The sequence below is a fragment of the Allocoprococcus comes genome (assembly GCF_013300725.1).
Taxonomy (GTDB): Bacteria; Bacillota; Clostridia; order Lachnospirales; family Lachnospiraceae; genus Allocoprococcus; species Allocoprococcus comes_A.
The window spans coordinates 79,251-96,277 of the sequence record NZ_JAAIMM010000013.1 but is presented as its reverse complement, the minus strand read 5'-3'; the positions used below and the strand labels follow the sequence as shown (position 1 = coordinate 96,277).

16 protein-coding genes and 1 pseudogene are annotated in these 17,027 nt (G+C 43.4%); 4 read left to right on the top strand and 13 right to left on the bottom strand.

All coding sequences use genetic code 11. The features are described 5' to 3' along the window. Window positions 1-56: 56 nt before the first annotated feature. From G4407_RS08870 to G4407_RS08845, 6 genes and pseudogenes are all read right to left on the bottom strand, one after another. Window positions 57-353: pseudogene (locus tag G4407_RS08870) on the bottom strand (NAD(P)H-dependent oxidoreductase subunit E); the annotation flags it as partial. A gap of 253 nt (window positions 354-606) precedes the next feature. Next, on the bottom strand, window positions 607-1,530 hold the full coding sequence (locus G4407_RS08865; protein ID WP_173688588.1) for a LysR family transcriptional regulator: 924 nt from the start codon (window positions 1,528-1,530) through the stop codon (window positions 607-609). Between the two features lie 62 nt (window positions 1,531-1,592). Next, a complete protein-coding gene (cobK, locus tag G4407_RS08860; RefSeq protein WP_173688587.1) occupies window positions 1,593-2,354 on the bottom strand; it encodes a precorrin-6A reductase in 762 nt (253 codons plus the stop codon). Continuing rightward, the gene (locus G4407_RS08855; protein ID WP_173688586.1) at window positions 2,351-3,409 is read right to left on the bottom strand and encodes a cobalt-precorrin 5A hydrolase; all 1,059 of its coding nucleotides are present in this window, start codon (window positions 3,407-3,409) and stop codon (window positions 2,351-2,353) included. The genes cobK and G4407_RS08855 overlap by 4 nt, the downstream gene beginning before the upstream one ends. Before the next feature lie 5 nt (window positions 3,410-3,414). Then, the gene (locus tag G4407_RS08850; RefSeq protein ID WP_173688585.1) at window positions 3,415-3,753 is read right to left on the bottom strand and encodes a cyclic-di-AMP receptor; all 339 of its coding nucleotides are present in this window, start codon (window positions 3,751-3,753) and stop codon (window positions 3,415-3,417) included. Between the two features lie 141 nt (window positions 3,754-3,894). Continuing rightward, entirely contained in the window at window positions 3,895-4,581 is a 687-nt protein-coding gene (locus tag G4407_RS08845) for an ABC transporter ATP-binding protein (RefSeq protein ID WP_274597651.1), read from the bottom strand. 218 nt (window positions 4,582-4,799) lie between these two features. Here G4407_RS08845 and G4407_RS08840 point away from each other — a divergent pair, with 218 nt between their 5' ends. Further along, window positions 4,800-5,954: a double-cubane-cluster-containing anaerobic reductase gene (locus G4407_RS08840; RefSeq protein ID WP_173688584.1), complete on the top strand. Its 1,155-nt coding sequence runs from the start codon at window positions 4,800-4,802 to the stop codon at window positions 5,952-5,954. A 64-nt stretch (window positions 5,955-6,018) separates the two neighbouring features. Here G4407_RS08840 and G4407_RS08835 read toward each other — a convergent pair whose 3' ends face one another. From G4407_RS08835 to G4407_RS08805, 7 genes are all read right to left on the bottom strand, one after another. Then, complete coding sequence (locus G4407_RS08835; RefSeq protein WP_173688583.1) at window positions 6,019-7,410, bottom strand: peptide MFS transporter; 1,392 nt, start codon at window positions 7,408-7,410, stop codon at window positions 6,019-6,021. 230 nt (window positions 7,411-7,640) lie between these two features. Continuing rightward, a complete protein-coding gene (locus G4407_RS08830) occupies window positions 7,641-8,330 on the bottom strand; it encodes a GntR family transcriptional regulator (RefSeq protein ID WP_173688582.1) in 690 nt (229 codons plus the stop codon). Window positions 8,331-8,538: 208 nt separating this feature from the next. After that, window positions 8,539-9,855, bottom strand: a complete 1,317-nt coding sequence (locus G4407_RS08825; protein ID WP_173688581.1) for a M18 family aminopeptidase — start codon at window positions 9,853-9,855, stop codon at window positions 8,539-8,541. A 26-nt stretch (window positions 9,856-9,881) separates the two neighbouring features. Next, window positions 9,882-10,163 carry a hypothetical protein gene (locus G4407_RS08820; RefSeq protein ID WP_243259145.1) on the bottom strand — a complete coding sequence of 94 codons (282 nt, stop codon included), beginning with the start codon at window positions 10,161-10,163 and terminating at the stop codon, window positions 9,882-9,884. A gap of 81 nt (window positions 10,164-10,244) precedes the next feature. Further along, entirely contained in the window at window positions 10,245-11,462 is a 1,218-nt protein-coding gene (gene pepT / locus G4407_RS08815; protein WP_173688580.1) for a peptidase T, read from the bottom strand. 218 nt (window positions 11,463-11,680) lie between these two features. Beyond that, window positions 11,681-12,226, bottom strand: a complete 546-nt coding sequence (gene yfcE, locus G4407_RS08810; protein ID WP_173688579.1) for a phosphodiesterase — start codon at window positions 12,224-12,226, stop codon at window positions 11,681-11,683. Window positions 12,227-12,290: 64 nt separating this feature from the next. Then, complete coding sequence (locus G4407_RS08805; protein ID WP_173688578.1) at window positions 12,291-14,528, bottom strand: ATP-binding cassette domain-containing protein; 2,238 nt, start codon at window positions 14,526-14,528, stop codon at window positions 12,291-12,293. Between the two features lie 164 nt (window positions 14,529-14,692). Between G4407_RS08805 and G4407_RS08800 the strand changes: the two genes are divergently transcribed. The 3 genes from G4407_RS08800 to G4407_RS08790 are packed head-to-tail and all read left to right on the top strand — an operon-like array spanning window position 14,693 to window position 17,023. Beyond that, window positions 14,693-15,514, top strand: coding sequence for a transporter substrate-binding domain-containing protein (locus G4407_RS08800; protein WP_173688577.1), 822 nt, complete (start codon window positions 14,693-14,695; stop codon window positions 15,512-15,514). Window positions 15,515-15,535: 21 nt separating this feature from the next. Further along, complete coding sequence (locus tag G4407_RS08795; protein ID WP_173688576.1) at window positions 15,536-16,222, top strand: amino acid ABC transporter permease; 687 nt, start codon at window positions 15,536-15,538, stop codon at window positions 16,220-16,222. A gap of 15 nt (window positions 16,223-16,237) precedes the next feature. Beyond that, window positions 16,238-17,023 (top strand): amino acid ABC transporter ATP-binding protein, encoded by a 786-nt coding sequence (locus G4407_RS08790; RefSeq protein WP_179963132.1) that lies wholly within the window; start codon window positions 16,238-16,240, stop codon window positions 17,021-17,023. Window positions 17,024-17,027: the final 4 nt, after the last annotated feature.

The following is a 17,027-nucleotide window of genomic DNA, read 5'->3' as shown; positions in this document are numbered from 1 at the left end:
TTTTATATGTGCATTATAATTTGAAATTTAAAGCGGTAGGTTTTTCAGTGCCCTCCTTTATACAGCGCTTCCAGAATCGGAATGGATTTACGCACATGACAGGCTGTTCCGTCACAGACCTTGATCACATACTTTCCTTTCGGTTCAAATGAAAAATTCTCATAAAAACTTGCCACACTGTACGCTTTTGCCTCTGTAATCCCGATCTGTTTTGCAACATAGGTAAGCAGTTCCGGTGGAAGATAACGGTATTCCTCCTGAATATCCTGAATGATCGGTATCAGTGAGCGTTCCTCCCTTGTATGCATGACAATGATCTCATCCGTTTTCTGATAATAAGATGCATCTAACATTCCATTTCCTCCTTCGTCATATTGTACATTTTCTTCTTATTATTCTATTATTTTTATGACATTATAACATACATCTATAGTTTTCGTTTATACGTTTCATATATGATAGCTATATATTTTCCAATATATGATAATATAAGAGTAAAAAGTATTAGTATTTATGAATAGACGGATAAATGTGTACCCAGCTCCTCAAATGCACAAAAAAAGCAGAATAGATATATCTTGGTTCGATATATCATTCTGCTCTCATTTACATCATTTCACGAATTGTTTCTTTTAAATGCTCAATAAATTCTCTTTCATACAATTTTTTCTGATAACCCTTTTTGTAGATCAGCACATCCCGGATCATCTGTCCGGAAAATCCGGCATGCTTCTGCACCAGATTGTACTTTTTCCTTATTTTTTCCGGTACTGGCGATACCCACATATAACTGTTTTTTACTTCCCGTAAAATATCAAACTGACTTCCCCTTTCAAAAATATAAATTTTATTGTGTGGATGAAGCGACTCTCCATTCTCACTCAGCTCAGTGTATTCTCCGGTCGGAAGTTTCCAGTCCCCATGCAGGATTTCCACACCATCTTCCAGTTCTTCTCTTGTCTTTAACTCCCTCTTTGCAAGATCACCATCCGCAGAAGTTAGGATCACATACGGAAGCTCTGCTAAAAGTTCTGCATTCAGTCCTTTCAGATCAAGAAGCGACTGAAAATAAGATTCATTCTCGCACAGATACCGGATGATCCCCATAGAATACCCGTTCTGCAACACATTTTCAATGGCATGCATAGAACTATTTTCCTGAAATTCTGCTTTGATCGCCGTTTCCTTGCTCTGCATTCCAATAAACTCTGCAAATGTACTGGAAATGTAACTTGCCCTCGGAACAGTAATCTTAAATGAGAGATTTTCTTTCCCCAGATCACTGCAGTCCCTTTTCATTTCCTCTATCTCGTAAATGATCCTTTTGGCATACTCCAGAAATTTCTGTCCTTCTCTTGTCGCCTTAACCCCTTTTGAGGACCGCTCAAAGATAGAAATTCCAAATTCCCGCTCCAGATGCTTGATCGCCTTACTAAGATTTGGCTGCGCCACATAAAGTTCCTTCGCCGCCTTTGAGATTGACCCACTCTTTTCGATTTCAACTACATAATGCAAATCTGTCAGATTCATCTTCCCCATCTGCCTTTCTGATCTCTGACTTTATCTCCCCATAACTATTTTCTGAACTTTTATTACAGATTCTTTTCCAGCCATTTACAAACTTCTGAAAATGTTCTGCCTGTTTCTTTTGGTCTTCCTACCGCAACAAGAACTGCCCCGGTTTCCTTTGCTGCCTGTACCTTTTCTCCAAAGCCTCCGGCTTTTCCCGATTCTTTGGTCACAAAATATTTCGCACCTGTCTGATGGATCGTAGCCACGTTCATCTCCTTTGAAAATGGTCCCTGCATTGCAATGAGATGCTTTCCTTCAAAGCCAAGCGCGACCGACTCCATAACCGCCTGCTCCGTAGAGAGGACTCTCGCAAAGCAACGCTCTTTATAATCCGTAAGCTTTGTATATTTTATCAGTTCCTTGCTTCCGGTGGTAATCAGGATCTTTCCTTCTGTATTTTGCAGATATTCCACCGCATCTTCAACCGACTGCGCCCAGATCACCCTATCCGCTTCATCCGGCACTGCTTCCATCTCCTCCCGCAGGCAACGCAGATACTTCACACCTGAGATTTCGCAGGCCCTTCTTATCTCTCCAGTCACAAGCTGTGCAAAAGGATGGGTTGCATCGATCACCAGATCGATCTGCTTTTCCTTTATCATCTCTGCCATCTGCTTCTGATCCATACGTCCAAAAAAGACTTCCGCATTCTCATGCTCTCCGGTACATTCTTTTCCATATTCGGTTGCGGCACTGACATAAACTTTTACATTTCTTCCATCCAGAAATTCCGTAATCCGCCTTCCCTCTGTTGTCCCTGAAAATATTAAAATCCGCTTCATATTCTGATCCTTACCTTCTTTTCTGCCACTGCTATTGTCACCCGGTTCATGCACTGCTTCGGCATCAGAAGCCTGCCATCCTCTCCGGCCGCAAGGATCGCCGCCCGCTCACAGACATTGTCCACACCTGTGACCTTCCGGACAAACTCCGAATGAGAGCTGACACATTTAACCTTTCCCAACTCTTCTGCTGAAAACGTGTAAAATGGAAGCTTCCACTTTGCCGCATAAGAAAGTAATCCCTCTTCTTCTTTTTTCAGATCAATACTGTCGATCTCAATAACTTCCTTTTCTGTAAATCCAAGGATCTTTTTTGCCTCATTGACCGCACTTTGGATCTCTTCTTCGGAAATCCCTTTGCGACATCCGATTCCCAGCACCAGGTTCTTCGGCGGAAGGTCCAGAATCGTCTCTTCTTCCCGTCTTTCGCCACTTCTTCCTGCAATCCGGATTCCATATGGATAGTTTCTAAGAAACTCTTCTGTTTCACATAGCTTTAATTCCTCCGGAAGCTTTCCTTCTACTGGAAATACACTATAAAATCCAATCTTTTTCCCATCCAGAACCACAGCTGAGATCTCCTTTGCCTTTTTCCGGTCTGTCAGTACCAGATCATTGCTTTTTGCAAATACATCTACCGCAAACTTTTGTTCCACATCCGTTGCTGTAGTAAGTACTGCCTGCGCATTTATTTGCTCCGAGATTTCCTTTGCAAGCTCTACAGCTCCGCCCACATGTCCCGACAGAAGCGGAATCACATAGCTTCCTTTTTCATCCAGCACCAGAACCGGCGAATCGGTAAATTTGTCCTTCACGTGAGAGGCGATCATCCGCACTGCGATTCCTGCTGCCCCGATAAAAAGCAAAGCCTTCTCTCCCCAGAGGCTGCCTATCCAGCTTTTCTTATCTTCCGGAAAAGCATGAAATCCGTATAATCTGCAAAACCGTGTCAAAGTATACACTTCGACACGGTATCCGCTTTGTATGAAATTCTCTCTGACTTTGCAGGCCATCTGACAGCCTGCATCTGTAAAACTCAAGATTACAATTTCCATAAACTTTAGTATTTCTCCATCTGCTCCACGTTCAGTACAAAAATCGTACTTCCGCCTACCTGCACATTGATCGGAACGGATGGTGCTGCGCTCATGCTGCTCTGTCCTGAGATCAATGCCGGGTTTGCATAAGTGATCGTCTTTCTTTCGCCAGAATTCTTCTTGATGATCTTAAGTGCTTCTTCTACCTTCTCATCATCCACTACGACCATGATCGTGGTATTCTTTTTCTTCAGAAATCCACCGGTTGTAGCCAGCTTTGTTACCATGTATCCGGCAATATTCAGTTCCTCTATCGTTTCCAGTTCATCATCCTTATGCAGGATTGCCATAATCATCTTCATACAAAAACCCTCCTGTCTCATCTGGCTTTTGATGCCAGATCCCTTTTTCTTTTATTTTACCGCATTTAGCTGGAAAGGTAAACGAAAATGTTGCATTTTAAAAGATTAGTTGAAATCTAAAATAAACTTTAACTTTGTGCATTAACTGTTACAATAATCTTCTTCAATCCTGCCATCAAGTATCCGGATCACCCGGTGTGCCTGACTGGCGATCTCTTCATCATGTGTGATGATAATAACCGTTCTGCCTGACCTGTGCAGTTCTTTCAGGATTTCCAAGATCTCCTGTGTTGACTTCGTATCCAGATTGCCGGTCGGCTCATCGGCAAGAATGATCGGCGGTTTTGCGGCAACCGCTCTTGCCACCGCAACTCTCTGCTGCTGTCCTCCGGACATTTCATTCGGCTTATGCTTCATCCGGTCTTCCAGTCCGACACTTTTCAGGGCTTCCATCGCAAGCTGCTTTCTCTCATTTTTTGACACCCCGCGGTATACCAGCGGAAGCTCTACGTTTCCAACTGCATCCAGATTACTGATCAGGTTGAATCCCTGGAAAATGAAACCGATCTCTTTATTCCGCACATCTGCAAGCTGATTATCTGTCATACTCGCCACATCCTGCCCGTCCAGAACATACTTGCCGGAAGTCGGTGTATCCAGACAGCCGAGCATATTCATCAGCGTTGATTTCCCCGAACCTGAATGTCCCACAATCGCAACCAGGTCTCCTCTTTCGATATCCAGATCGATCCCGTCAAGCGCACGGACTTCATTCTCACCCGGATTGTAGATTTTCTTCATATTTTCTATATGAATCAATGCCCCCATAAATGTTCTCCTTTTCTTTTCGCTCTACTTTATGTTCCTGTTTTCAATATACCTTATTTTGAATCCAATCACAATGCTATCCTCCTGGCATCATGAATTCTTAAGAATTTCCATTGAAAACATCTTTAAATTTCCTTCTTTATAAAAATTATCAATTATACATCTCGTTTAAAAACACTTATGATAAAACTATCAGTTATAAAAAAGGAGATTTGAAAATGACCAATTTAAAATTACCGGAAGATTTTGAAACCTATCCGGAAGCAAGAAAGAATGCTTTTCTGAAAATGAAAGAACTGAAAGAGTCCGGGCGCAGAATTGTCGGAGTTTTCTGTACCTACACCCCATGGGAACTGATTGAAGCTGCAGACGCAGCTGCAGTTGTACTTTGCGGAATCGGAGATGACAATATCCCGATCGCAGAGACCAGACTGCCACAGAACCTTTGTCCTCTGATCAAGGCAAGCTATGGTGCTGCTCTCGCTGACCGCTGTCCATTCTTCTATTTTTCGGACATGGTACTCGCAGAGACAACCTGTGATGGCAAAAAGAAAATGTATGAACTGATGTCTGAGCTTAAGCACTGCCATATTATGCAGCTTCCGCCAGGAAAAACAGGCCGCGGTGCGCTGGAATTCTGGAAACAGGAGGTAATCAGCGTCAAAGAAGATCTGGAGGATTTCTATCACATAAAGATCACAGATGAACAGATCCGCAAAGCGATCCATCTTCGCAACCGGGAACGCAAGGCCGTCCTTGACTTCTTTGAGATCGGACGCTTAAAGCCGACTCCGATTACCGGTTATGAGATCAACACGGTTATTTCCTCGAACGAATTCACGGTTGATCTGGAAGAAAAAATCAAATACCTGGAACACCGTACCGCCGAGCTTAAAGAGCTTTATGAAAAGGAATATAAAGGCAAACCATCCCGTCCGAGGGTTCTCATTACCGGATGTCCGACTACCGGCGTGATCGACAAAATTGTACGCCAGATTGAAGAACTCGGAGCAGATGTTGTCGGCTTTGAGAACTGTTGCGGTCCACGTGAGAAAAAAGATCCGATTGATGAGACAAAGGATCCAATCACTGCAATCGCCGAAAAATATCTTCGTGTAAACTGTTCGGTCATGAGTCCGAACCCGGGACGTCTCGAGGCACTTGATACCCAGATTGACGAATATCAGGTAGATGGTGTCGTTGAGGTTCTTCTGCAGGCATGTCATACCTTTGCCATTGAATCCGATGCGATCCGCACCTTTGTCACCAAAGAAAAAGGACTTCCGTATATTGCGATCAATACAGACTATTCTTCCGGTGACCAGGCACAGATCAATACAAGACTCGGGGCATTTATCGAAATGCTCGGTTAAAAGAAAATCCGGTGATCTTTCCTTTGATCACCGGACTTCTTTTTTCTCTTTTTGACAGAACCATTTAAGCTTCTTCTTTCCCTTCAACAAGGCTGTTCAGTTTCTTGTTAGCCAGGAAGATAAGTGCTGTAAATACTAACATAATGACTGTGATTCCAACAAATACAGGGAACACATCAAATTTTTCAATAAATGCCTGTACAAACGGGCTTAACTTGTTTGCCCCAAATGTAGAAATTGCGATAACTCCCATCAGAAGTGAGAGATATTTCTTCGGCGCATACTTACTTACAAATGCATTACGCAGCGGTGAGAAACACATCTCTCCGATTGTAATAACCGTTACAAACAGGAATGGCCAGAAAACGCTTGCTTTTACAGAAGCATCTGCGCCAACTCCGCGAACCAGTTCACATACAACCATTACTCCAAACGAAAGTCCTACAAAAAGGAAGCCAAGTGCTACTTTCTTAAACATATTCATATCGCCCTGCGGACGCTCTGCAAGTTTCTTCCAGATAGCTGCCATCACACCACCAAGAACGACACACAAAAGTCCGTTCCATGTAGTAGTAACCCATGACGGCGGAATGTCAAAAGAGCCAATACTCATCTTCACATAATCGGTCATATAAATGACAAGCGCAAGATCCTGCTGATAGTAGAACAGCCAGAAGATAACGGAGAGTGCCGATACAAGGATGATCGCTATCATACGGTTTCTTTCCAATTTTGTAAGTGGCTGCTTGTCGTTCTTTCCATCTTCTTTCTTTTCGGTAGACCCGATCACATTTCCATTCTCATCCGTAAGATACTTGAATGGTTTCACACCCTGTCCCTGAAGGTTTTTCCAGTTCAGCACAAACCATACCAGACCAACGATGCACCAGATCGATGCCACAAAGAAGCACTGACGGAATCCAAGTACATCGCCTTTTTTGAACAAGTGGAGATACAAAAATCCGGTAAGCAGTGAACCTACGAAAGCCCCAACATTTACATAAGAATACTGAATGGAAAATGCAGCATCCAGAAGCTCTTTGTTCTGATATTGTCTTCCGATCAGAGCGTTTAAGTTTCCTTTAAAAAGACCGGTTCCAATCGATACAAGAATGATCATCAGATTGACCATTCCCGGACCTGTTGCCTTCCAGCCTACCAGATATCCGATTGCCATGATAATATATCCCAGAGAGATCGCATATCTCGCTCCCAGCCATCTGTCAGAGATAATTCCTCCGATCAGCGGTGCCATGTAGGTATACGCTGTCAGATTCGCTGCCATTACTGCCGCATCTGTTCGCTCAATACCAAGACCACCCTGTAAAGTTGCAGTGATCAGGAATAGAAGCAAGATTGGCTTTGCTCCGTAAAATGCCAGGCGTTCAAACATAAATGTGATACAACAGGCATAAAAGCCTTTTGGATGTTTTTCATTAGTCTGTGCTTTTCCCATTACTTTTTATTTCCTTTCTGTTTTGGCGACTGTCGACAATCGCCATTTCTTATAAGTAATATAGCATAACATCACCACTTTTTCAATACAGCTCATTTCTTACACTCTTTTTTTGTTATAATTCAACAAAACACAGCAAAAAAAGATGTGGAATATTACTATCCACATCTCTTCATTATTAATATTTATCCATTTACTACTATGTAAATCCTGTAACCTCTCTCTGTATCCTAGACAAGAAAATCAAATGAAAATCCTGAATCCTCTTCCGACAATCCCTGCTCTTTCAAAAGCCTTCGGATCGTTCTCATGTAATGTTCGGAAAGAACGTGACAGATCTTCTCCTTGTTCTTTTCCCTGCAGGCATCCACCAGTTCTTTATGAATCGGATACTGTCTTTCTAACACACGCTTTTTATCCGTGCTCAGGCTGAAACCCGTAACAATATTTCCATAATTCAGCTCTTTCCATGCTTTATAGAGCCTTGTCATACCAGTCATCTCTACAAGCAGTCCATGCATCTGGTTATCATAGACAAAAACATGGTCAAACTGCTCTTCATCCAGTTTTTTCATTTTTTCCAGCACTTCTTCCATCCGGCAAATGGTATCCTCCGGAACGTTTCCGCCCATCAGCTTCACTGCCATGGTTTCGTAATTCGCCCGCATAAGGTAAATTTCAAATGATTCTTCCAGTGTAATTTCTTTTACAGAGCATCCTGCATTTCTTACATATTCTATAAGCCCTTCATTCTCCAGCTGTCTAAGTGCCTCACGAATCGGAGCCCTGCTTGTCTTAAATTCCTTTGCCAGATCCTGTTCCACAATCTTCTGTCCCGGCTCCAGCTCCTGATAAATGATCCTCTTCCGGATAATATCTGCAATATTTTCCCTTAGTGTTCGATATGTTAATTCTGCCATTCCTTTTACCCAACCTTGTTACTCATTCTCTGCCATTTCGATAATCTGACACCATAATTATTATAACAGGACAGTTTCTTTCCTGTCTATAAAAAAATTAGAATGCACTCTGAATTTTACTTTTCTATCGTTCCTTGCGAAATATGCCTTCTTCCAGATTCGGAAAAACTTGCAGAGAGTTCTTCCTGAACTCCCTGCAAATACTTCTTTATACAATTTCAAACACACCATCACCTGCTGTCTTGATATGACAGCTGTAAAATTCTTTGGATGCCTCGATCAGATAACCGGTATCCTTTACACCGGAGGTCTCATAAGCCGAATGCATTGCGAGCTGCGGAAGTCCGATATCCACGGTATTCATGGATACCTGCGCCATCGCAATATTTCCCAGTGTACTTCCGCCTGCCGCATCCGAGCGGTTGGCAAAAAACTGCACCGGTACACCTGCCTTTTCGCAGATTGCCTTGAAAATCGCAATACTTACTGCATCACTGGTATATTTCTGACCGGCATGAGATTTGATCACGATTCCTTCGTTCATATAGTTACAGTTATTTACATCCGTCTTCTGCTGATAATTCGGATGTACTGCATGTGCATTATCACAGCTCAGCATAAAACTTCCGGCAACTGCACGATAGAAATCTTCCTCATCCTTTCCCAGTGCCTTATTGATCCGCCAAAGCACATCCGACAACAATGTCGATGCTGCTCCCTGCTTGGTTCCTGATCCAACCTCTTCATTGTCAAAGCAGGCAAATACATTGATATTCTTTGCATTTTCTCCTGCAAGGAAACCATTCAGTGACGCAAACGCACACTGCAGATCATCCAGCTGTGGGCAGGATAAAAATTCCTTCTCTCTTCCCCATACAGATGGCTTCATCCGATTATACAGGAACAGATCCATACCATAAATCTTCTCTTCTTCTACGCCAAGTTCTTCTGCGATCAGTTTTTTCATCTCACCTGGTTCTTTTGCCGATCCGGCAAAAACCGGAAGCATGTCTACCTGTTTGTTGATCGCACGGCCTTCATTGACTGCGCGGTCCATATGGATTGCAAGACTTGGAATCATCAGAAGATCTCTTTCTACCTTGACCAGTCTGGTCTCCATTCCACTGTCCGTCTTTACAATCACGCGCCCTGCTACCGATAACGGACGGTCAAACCAGGTAGAGCAGATCATTCCGCCATAGCCTTCTGTATTCAGAACGGTGTATTTTTTCTTCACCTCAATCTCTGCATTCTCTTTGATCTTAAAGGTCGGTGAGTCACTGTGGGACGCAGTTACATGAAAGCTGTACTCATCCAGTTGGTTTCCGACTTTAAATGCAAGAATGCTGGAATGGTTGCGGGTCACATAATATTTTCCGCCTTTTTCTATTTTCCATTTTTCCGACTCTTTCAGCTCCTGAAATCCTTCTTTTGTAAGAATATCCCGGATTGATTTTACTGCATGAAAAGCAGTCGGCGAGTTCTTTATAAATGATGTGAGTTCTTTAATTGTCTGGTTCTCCATGATGTTCCTCCTGGCATTTCAGCCCTTTATTTTCCAGATTCTTTTGCACGTTCACGCTCGGCAAACTTCGGCATGATAATTCCAAGTGCAGTCAGCACTACCGGTGTGATTACATTCATTGCAAAGGTAAATGGATCTTTGTTATACATTCCCATTATACAACAGATCAGTGTCACAAATAAACACCATCCGCCGAAAAAGTATGCGATCTTCTGATTTTTCACAAAACGGTATTCTGCCGGGATCCGGTCATATGCCTTACGAAGCGCAATGTAAGCCACAAATACCCAGGCATAACGAAGCGGCATACATACGGAATTCAGCCAGGTAAGCTGCTGAAGAACCGCTGTATGCTCAATACCTTTCCTTTAATTCTATTGAATTCCCCTTTATTCTGCAAACTGTCTAATGATATCTTTTACAATAAGGACTGCTTTATCCATTCCTTCTACCGTGATATGCTCAAATACGCCATGGAATGCATGTCCGCCTGTTCCAAGATTTGGACACGGAAGTCCTTTGAAGCTGAGTCTTGCACCGTCTGTTCCCCCACGTACCGGTGACACGATCGGTGTAATACCAGCATGCTCGATCGCTGCTTTTGCGTAATCGATCAGCTGCATGCACGGTTCAATCTTTTCGCGCATGTTGTAATAAGATTCTACAATCTCAACTTCTACTTTTCCTTCGCCGTACTTTTTATTCATCTCTTCTGCGATATCACGAAGTTTCTGTGCTCTTGCGTCAAAAGATCTGCGATCAAAATCACGGATAAAATATTTCATCTTAGTCGTTGTCACATTTCCCTGCACACTGACCAGATGATAGAATCCTTCATATCCTTCGGTTGTCTCCGGTCTTTCATTTACCGGAAGCATCTGGTGGATTTCGGTTGCAATGGTCTGTGAATTAACCATCACGTCTTTTGCCGATCCCGTATGTACGCTGACACCGTGAATAGTGATAAATGCAGTCGATGCATTGAAGTTCTCGAACTGAATCTCGCCTTCCTCATCACCGTCCAAAGTGTAAGCATAGTCAGCACCAAAACCTTCTACATCAAAATGCTTTGCTCCTCTTGCAATCTCTTCATCCGGTGTAAATCCGATGCAGATCTTTCCATGCGGAAGTCCTTCTTTGATGATCTCTTCTGCCACGGTAAGAATCTCAGCGATTCCCGCCTTGTCATCTGCTCCAAGAAGTGTGGTTCCGTCAGTTGTGATCAGAGTTCTGCCCTTTAATTCTGCAAGATACGGAAACTCCTCTACTTTCAGAATATCTCCGGAACCTTTCAGGACAACGTCCTTCCCGTCATAATTCTCAATGATCTGTGGCTTTATATTTTCCCCTGATGCATCTGCCACAGTGTCCATATGCGCAACCAGACCAAGCGACGGCTTGTCTTCGCATCCAGGAGTTGCAGGAATGTGTCCATATACATATCCCTTGTCGTCCACTCTTGCATCTGCGATTCCAAGACCTTTCATCTCTTCTACAAGCATTCTTGCCAGTACCAGCTCTCTGTCTGCTGACGGGACAGTATCGCTTGTCTCATCACTGGTTGTCCATACCGGAACGTAGTTTAAAAATCTTTCGTAAGCTCTCATGTTGTTAGGTTCTCCTTTGCTTTTCTTAGTTTCATTTTATTACAAAATTCGGAGGATGTATATTGGCGAATGTCGACAATTTGTGGGGTTTTATTTTGTTCAATATTTTTCAGGTTCTGGCTCTTCTTCGCAAAGATAAAAGTTTTCCACTTTTTCAGGGAGTGTATGTTTTCATTTGTTAATGAAATTCTATACTTTCTTGTTCTTTAGCACAATAGCTATAGCATCATTTCGTGATAGGTTTCACCATAAAGGTTTTTCCATTTGGCGATACCGTCTTCCAGGATCATGTAGCTGTGGGCGCTGTTTTCTTTTGGGATGGAGACGGAGCCTGGGTTGAGGTAGAGGTTCTCGTTTCCGAATGGTTCCCAGGCTGGTACATGGGTGTGTCCGTGGAGGAGGATATCGCCTGGCTGCATTGGGATCGGGGTCATGACGTTGTGATGATGACCGTGGGTGGCGTAGATGAGGCGGCTTCCGCACGGGATCACTGCATAGTCTGCCATGATCGGAAAATCCAGTACCATCTGGTCTACCTCTGTATCACAGTTTCCGCGTACACAGAATAATTTCTCTTTGACTTCATTTAACATTTTGATTACCTTTTTTGGTTCGTATTCCAGCGGAAGATCATTTCTTGGTCCATGATACAGGATGTCACCCAGAAGTAACAGTCTGTCCGGGCATTCTTTTTTCATCGCATCCAGCATTTCCAGACAATAATATGCGGATCCGTGGATATCTGATGCAATCATTAGTTTCATAGCTTTCGTCTCCTTCTCTTTTATCTATTTGGTAAATATTTCTGTTTCTGCAAATCTTTCACAATTATAAATATTCTGCCGTGACAGATTTCTCACACATTTTCATCTCAGACGGTGTACCGGCAAACAGCAGTCTTCCTCCTGCATCTCCGCCTTCTGGTCCTAATTCTACCACATAATCAGCGGATTTGATAAATTCTATGTTATGTTCGATAACAAAAATGGAATTTCCCTCATCCACCATCTGGTTCAAAAGCTTTAACAGACTCCTAACATTCTTGATATGCAGTCCGTTTGTCGGCTCATCAAGAATGAAAATACGACCTTTACTTCCGAGATAGGAAGCAAACTTCATTCGCTGCAACTCTCCGCCTGATAAAGTAGAAAGTGCCTGATTCAGGTGCAGATAGGAAAGTCCTACTTTTTCCAGAGGCTCCAGCGCTTCACTGATCTTTGTCCCCCGGAAGAATTCCCTTGCCTGTGCAACAGTCAGATCCATCACTTCCGCAATGTTCTTTCCTTCTACTTCGTATTGCAGAACTTCTTTTGAATACCGAAGTCCTTTACACACATCACAGGTCGTCTCGATGTCATCCATAAATGCCATATCCGATACGATCACTCCTTTTCCCTTACATGCCGGACACTTTCCTGCACCGTTAAAAGAGAACAAAGATGCCTTCTGACCGCACCGCTTTGCAAATATTTTCCGGATTTCATCTGCGACTCCCAGATAGGTCGCCGGAGTGGATCTGAGACTTGCACCTGCAGCGCGCTGGCTTACAAACACCACATCCTCTCCCATACTGCGGTAAAAGCTTTCCATCAAAGAACTTTTTCCGGATCCGGCAACACCTGCGATCACAACCAGATTTCCTATTGGAAATTCGATGGTAATGTCCTTCAGATTGTGAAGATGGATATGCTCCATCCGCCATATTCCTTTCGCTTCCCTTGCCTTTGCTTTCAGAGAAGTAGTAAGCCGCATCTCTTCTCCGGTCGGCGTATCACTCTTTAAGAGTTCCTTATAACTGCCTTCAAATAAAACTCTTCCACCGGCCATTCCCGGTTCCGGACCCATTTCCACAATGTGATCGGCCATCTCAATCATTTTCCGGTGATGCTCCACCAGAACAACCGTATTTCCACCATCTCTCAATTTTTCCAGTGCACGGCGCATCCGCTCAATATCATGATTATGAAGCCCTGCACTCGGTTCATCCAAAATATACAACAAATCAGAAAGCGAGGAATTTAGGCATTTTGCAATCTTGCATCTCTGGATTTCTCCACCAGATAAAGTAGATAACCCTCTGTCCAGAGACAGATATCCCAGTCCGATATCTATAAGTGCAGACAGTTTGGTATGCAGTGTATCCTGAATATCTTTTGCAAGCGGATCTTCTATTTGGTCAATCCACGCACATAGCTCGGATAATGGAAGTTTTATTACATCAGCAATATTTTTCCCGTCAATTTTGCAGGACAACACCTTCTGATTCAATCTTGCCCCATTACACTCCGGACAAACTCCATGACTGGTGATCGGATCCAATAGCTCCCTGTGAAGCTTTCCTTCTTCTGAATTTAAGACACTGCGGTACATCCGATGCACAAGCCCTTCATATTTCGCAGTTTTCGGCCAGCCTTCCGGTGGGTTCTTAAGACGTATCTGCGGTGAATATAAAAACAGTTCCAGTTCTTCTTCGGAATAGTCTTTAATCTTCTTATTCAGATCAAACAATCCGCTGTTTGCATAACGGATCCATCTCCACTGCCCCGGCTCAAATGCCACATAATGGATCACTTCGGCATCATTCAGACATTTATCAAAATCTACCAGCTTGTGTACATCCAGATCTGTCACTTCCCCAAGTCCGTTGCATCTTGGACAGCACCCCTGTGGATGATTGAAAGAAAAACTGTCCGAATAACCGACAAAAGGCTGTCCTACTCTTGAAAATAAAAGTCTTAGAAGTGTGTAGGTATCCGTATAGGTCCCAACTGTTGACCGCTGATTCGGAGCCGGCTTTTTCTGATTGATCACAATTGCTGCCGGCAGATTCTCGATCCGTTCCACATGCGGTCTTCCGTATTTGGGAAGATACTGTTGTACAAAGCTTGGAAAAGTATCATTTAATTCCCTGCGTGACTGCGCCGCAAGAGTATCCAGAACCAGCGAAGATTTCCCGGAACCTGATACTCCGGTAAATACTGTGATCTGATGCTTTGGTATCCGGATGGATACATTTTTCAGGTTATTCTCCGTCGCATGGTGAACAATAATCTCATTTGTTTCCATATATTTATATTCCTCTGTTTTACTCTTTCTACAGTAATTCCTGTATTTCTTATTGTATCTTTATCAAAAAAGAAAGTAAATAGCAAGTTTTGGTTGACTTTAGTATGGTAGATTGATAATATAGTGACGTGACATTTTTTGAAAGTATATGAGGAGAGATTATTATGAAAAAAATAACAGCACTTGCACTTACTTCAGCAATGGTATTATCCCTTGCAGCATGCGGAGGTTCATCTTCCGATACAAAAACTTCAGATGATTCAAAAAAAGCATCCAAAAGCGATGTAGAATACGTTCAGGACAAAGGAACCCTGGTAGTTGGAATCACTGATTTTGAACCAATGGATTACAAAGATGATAACGATGAATGGATCGGTTTTGATGCTGATATGGCAAAAGCATTTGCAAAAAGTCTTGGCGTTGATGCTGAATTTGTAGAGATTGACTGGGACAATAAAGTCATGGAACTTGACGGAAAGACAATCGACTGTGTATGGAACGGTATGACACTTACTGATGAAGTAACCAGCGCAATGGCATGCACATCCGCTTACTGTAACAATGCGCAGGTAGTGGTTGTTCCTTCTGATAAAGCAGACAAATATCAGGACAAAGACAGTCTGAAGGATCTTTCTTTTGCAGTTGAATCCGGAAGTGCCGGAGAAGAAGCTGTAAGCGGAGAAGGATATGACTACACTGCGGTTTCTTCACAGTCTGATGCCCTGATGGAAGTTGCAGCCGGAACCTCTGATGCTGCAGTCATCGACCTTCTGATGGCCGGTGCCATGGTCGGAAAAGGTACCGGATACGAAAATCTGACTCACACCGTTGAACTTACTACCGAAAAATATGGTGTTGGATTCCGCAAAGGTTCCGATCTTGCAGACAAACTGAACGAATTCTTCAAGACAAGCTACAATGATGGTTCTATGAAGAAATGCGCTGAAACCTATGGGGTTCAGGATGCCATCATTGAGCAGAAATAATATTTAAGGCAGGAACTTTTTATGGATCTGATTATGAAACAAATGCCGGTCGTAGTGTCCGCACTGAATGTCGGCTTTTTACAAACTTTAAAATTATTTATTGTGACGCTGATCGGCGCCCTTCCTCTCGGACTGGTCATTGCCTTTGGCTCCATGTCTCATTTCAAGCCTCTTAGCTGGCTTGCGAGACTGATCGTCTGGGTGATCCGCGGTACCCCGCTGATGATCCAGCTTCTGATCATCTACTATTTCCCCGGGCTGGTCTTACATAACCCGATCTGGGGTGGTGGTGAAGCAGGACGATTCCTTGCAGCAGCCGTATCTTTTATCATCAATTACGCCTGCTATTTTTCAGAAATCTACCGCGGTGGAATCCAGGGTGTTCCGGAAGGTCAGAAAGAAGCCGGTCTTGTACTTGGCATGACAAAGCATCAGATCTTTTTCAAGATCACACTTCTTCAGATGATCAAACGCATCGTACCACCGATGTCAAATGAGATCATCACCCTGGTAAAAGATACTTCTCTTGCACGTATTATCGCGCTGCAGGAGATTATCTGGGCAGGACAGGCATTTATGAAAGGCTCACATGGCATCTCCGGTGCCATCTGGCCGCTGTTCTTTACCGCTGTTTATTATCTTATTTTCAACGGTATCCTGACCGTTCTTCTCGGACGCCTTGAAAAGAAACTGGAATATTTCAGATAAGGAGAATTCATATTTATGCCAATCTTAGAAGTAGAACATATCAGTAAATCTTTTAATAAGACTCCTGTCTTAAAAGACGTTGGATTTAACCTGGAAAAAGGACAGGCTGTTTCCATCATCGGATCTTCCGGAAGTGGAAAGACAACGCTTCTCCGCTGCCTGAACTTTCTGGAACGTCCGGATAACGGAATCATCCGGGTAAATGGCGAGACACTTTTTGACGCCTCTGTCCCGGCAACCACACAGGAATCTGTGATCCGTAAAAAACGACTACATTTTGGTCTGGTGTTTCAGAACTTTAATCTGTTTCCGCAGTATACCGCTCTGGAAAATGTAATGCTTGCTAAAAAGCTTCTCGCCGCAGAGCAGCCAGACTTTAAAGAAAGAAAACGTGAAATCCTGACCGCCATCGAGGTACAGGCAAAGGTTCTTCTGACACAGATGGGACTGGATAACCGGATGGACAATTATCCGCATCAGCTTTCCGGTGGGCAGTGTCAGAGAGTTGCTATTGCAAGGGCACTTGCCCTGCAGCCGGATATCCTCTGCTTTGACGAACCGACTTCTGCACTGGACCCGGAGCTGACCGGAGAAGTATTAAAAGTTATCCGCGAGCTTGCTGACCAGAATACGACGATGATCATCGTAACCCATGAGATGGCATTTGCCCGTGACGTCGCCGATCATGTGATCTTTATGGACGACGGACGCATTGTCGAACAGGGTGATCCACGTCAGGTGTTTGAAAATCCAAGTGAAGAGAGAACAAAACAGTTTCTTTCGCGGTTTCATGAAGGATAAGCTG

Coding starts and splice junctions, on each gene's coding strand:
- G4407_RS08865 (WP_173688588.1), bottom strand. CDS start 1,530: ATGAATCTGACAGATTTGCATTATGTAGTTGAAATCGAAAAGAGTGGG.
- G4407_RS08855 (WP_173688586.1), bottom strand. CDS start 3,409: ATGGAAATTGTAATCTTGAGTTTTACAGATGCAGGCTGTCAGATGGCC.
- G4407_RS08795 (WP_173688576.1), top strand. CDS start 15,536: ATGGATCTGATTATGAAACAAATGCCGGTCGTAGTGTCCGCACTGAAT.
- G4407_RS08820 (WP_243259145.1), bottom strand. CDS start 10,163: ATGCCGCTTCGTTATGCCTGGGTATTTGTGGCTTACATTGCGCTTCGT.
- G4407_RS08850 (WP_173688585.1), bottom strand. CDS start 3,753: ATGAAGATGATTATGGCAATCCTGCATAAGGATGATGAACTGGAAACG.
- G4407_RS08790 (WP_179963132.1), top strand. CDS start 16,238: ATGCCAATCTTAGAAGTAGAACATATCAGTAAATCTTTTAATAAGACT.
- cobK (WP_173688587.1), bottom strand. CDS start 2,354: ATGAAGCGGATTTTAATATTTTCAGGGACAACAGAGGGAAGGCGGATT.
- G4407_RS08835 (WP_173688583.1), bottom strand. CDS start 7,410: ATGGGAAAAGCACAGACTAATGAAAAACATCCAAAAGGCTTTTATGCC.
- G4407_RS08840 (WP_173688584.1), top strand. CDS start 4,800: ATGACCAATTTAAAATTACCGGAAGATTTTGAAACCTATCCGGAAGCA.
- G4407_RS08830 (WP_173688582.1), bottom strand. CDS start 8,330: ATGGCAGAATTAACATATCGAACACTAAGGGAAAATATTGCAGATATT.
- G4407_RS08845 (WP_274597651.1), bottom strand. CDS start 4,581: ATGGGGGCATTGATTCATATAGAAAATATGAAGAAAATCTACAATCCG.
- G4407_RS08805 (WP_173688578.1), bottom strand. CDS start 14,528: ATGGAAACAAATGAGATTATTGTTCACCATGCGACGGAGAATAACCTG.
- G4407_RS08800 (WP_173688577.1), top strand. CDS start 14,693: ATGAAAAAAATAACAGCACTTGCACTTACTTCAGCAATGGTATTATCC.
- yfcE (WP_173688579.1), bottom strand. CDS start 12,226: ATGAAACTAATGATTGCATCAGATATCCACGGATCCGCATATTATTGT.
- G4407_RS08825 (WP_173688581.1), bottom strand. CDS start 9,855: ATGGAGAACCAGACAATTAAAGAACTCACATCATTTATAAAGAACTCG.
- pepT (WP_173688580.1), bottom strand. CDS start 11,462: ATGAGAGCTTACGAAAGATTTTTAAACTACGTTCCGGTATGGACAACC.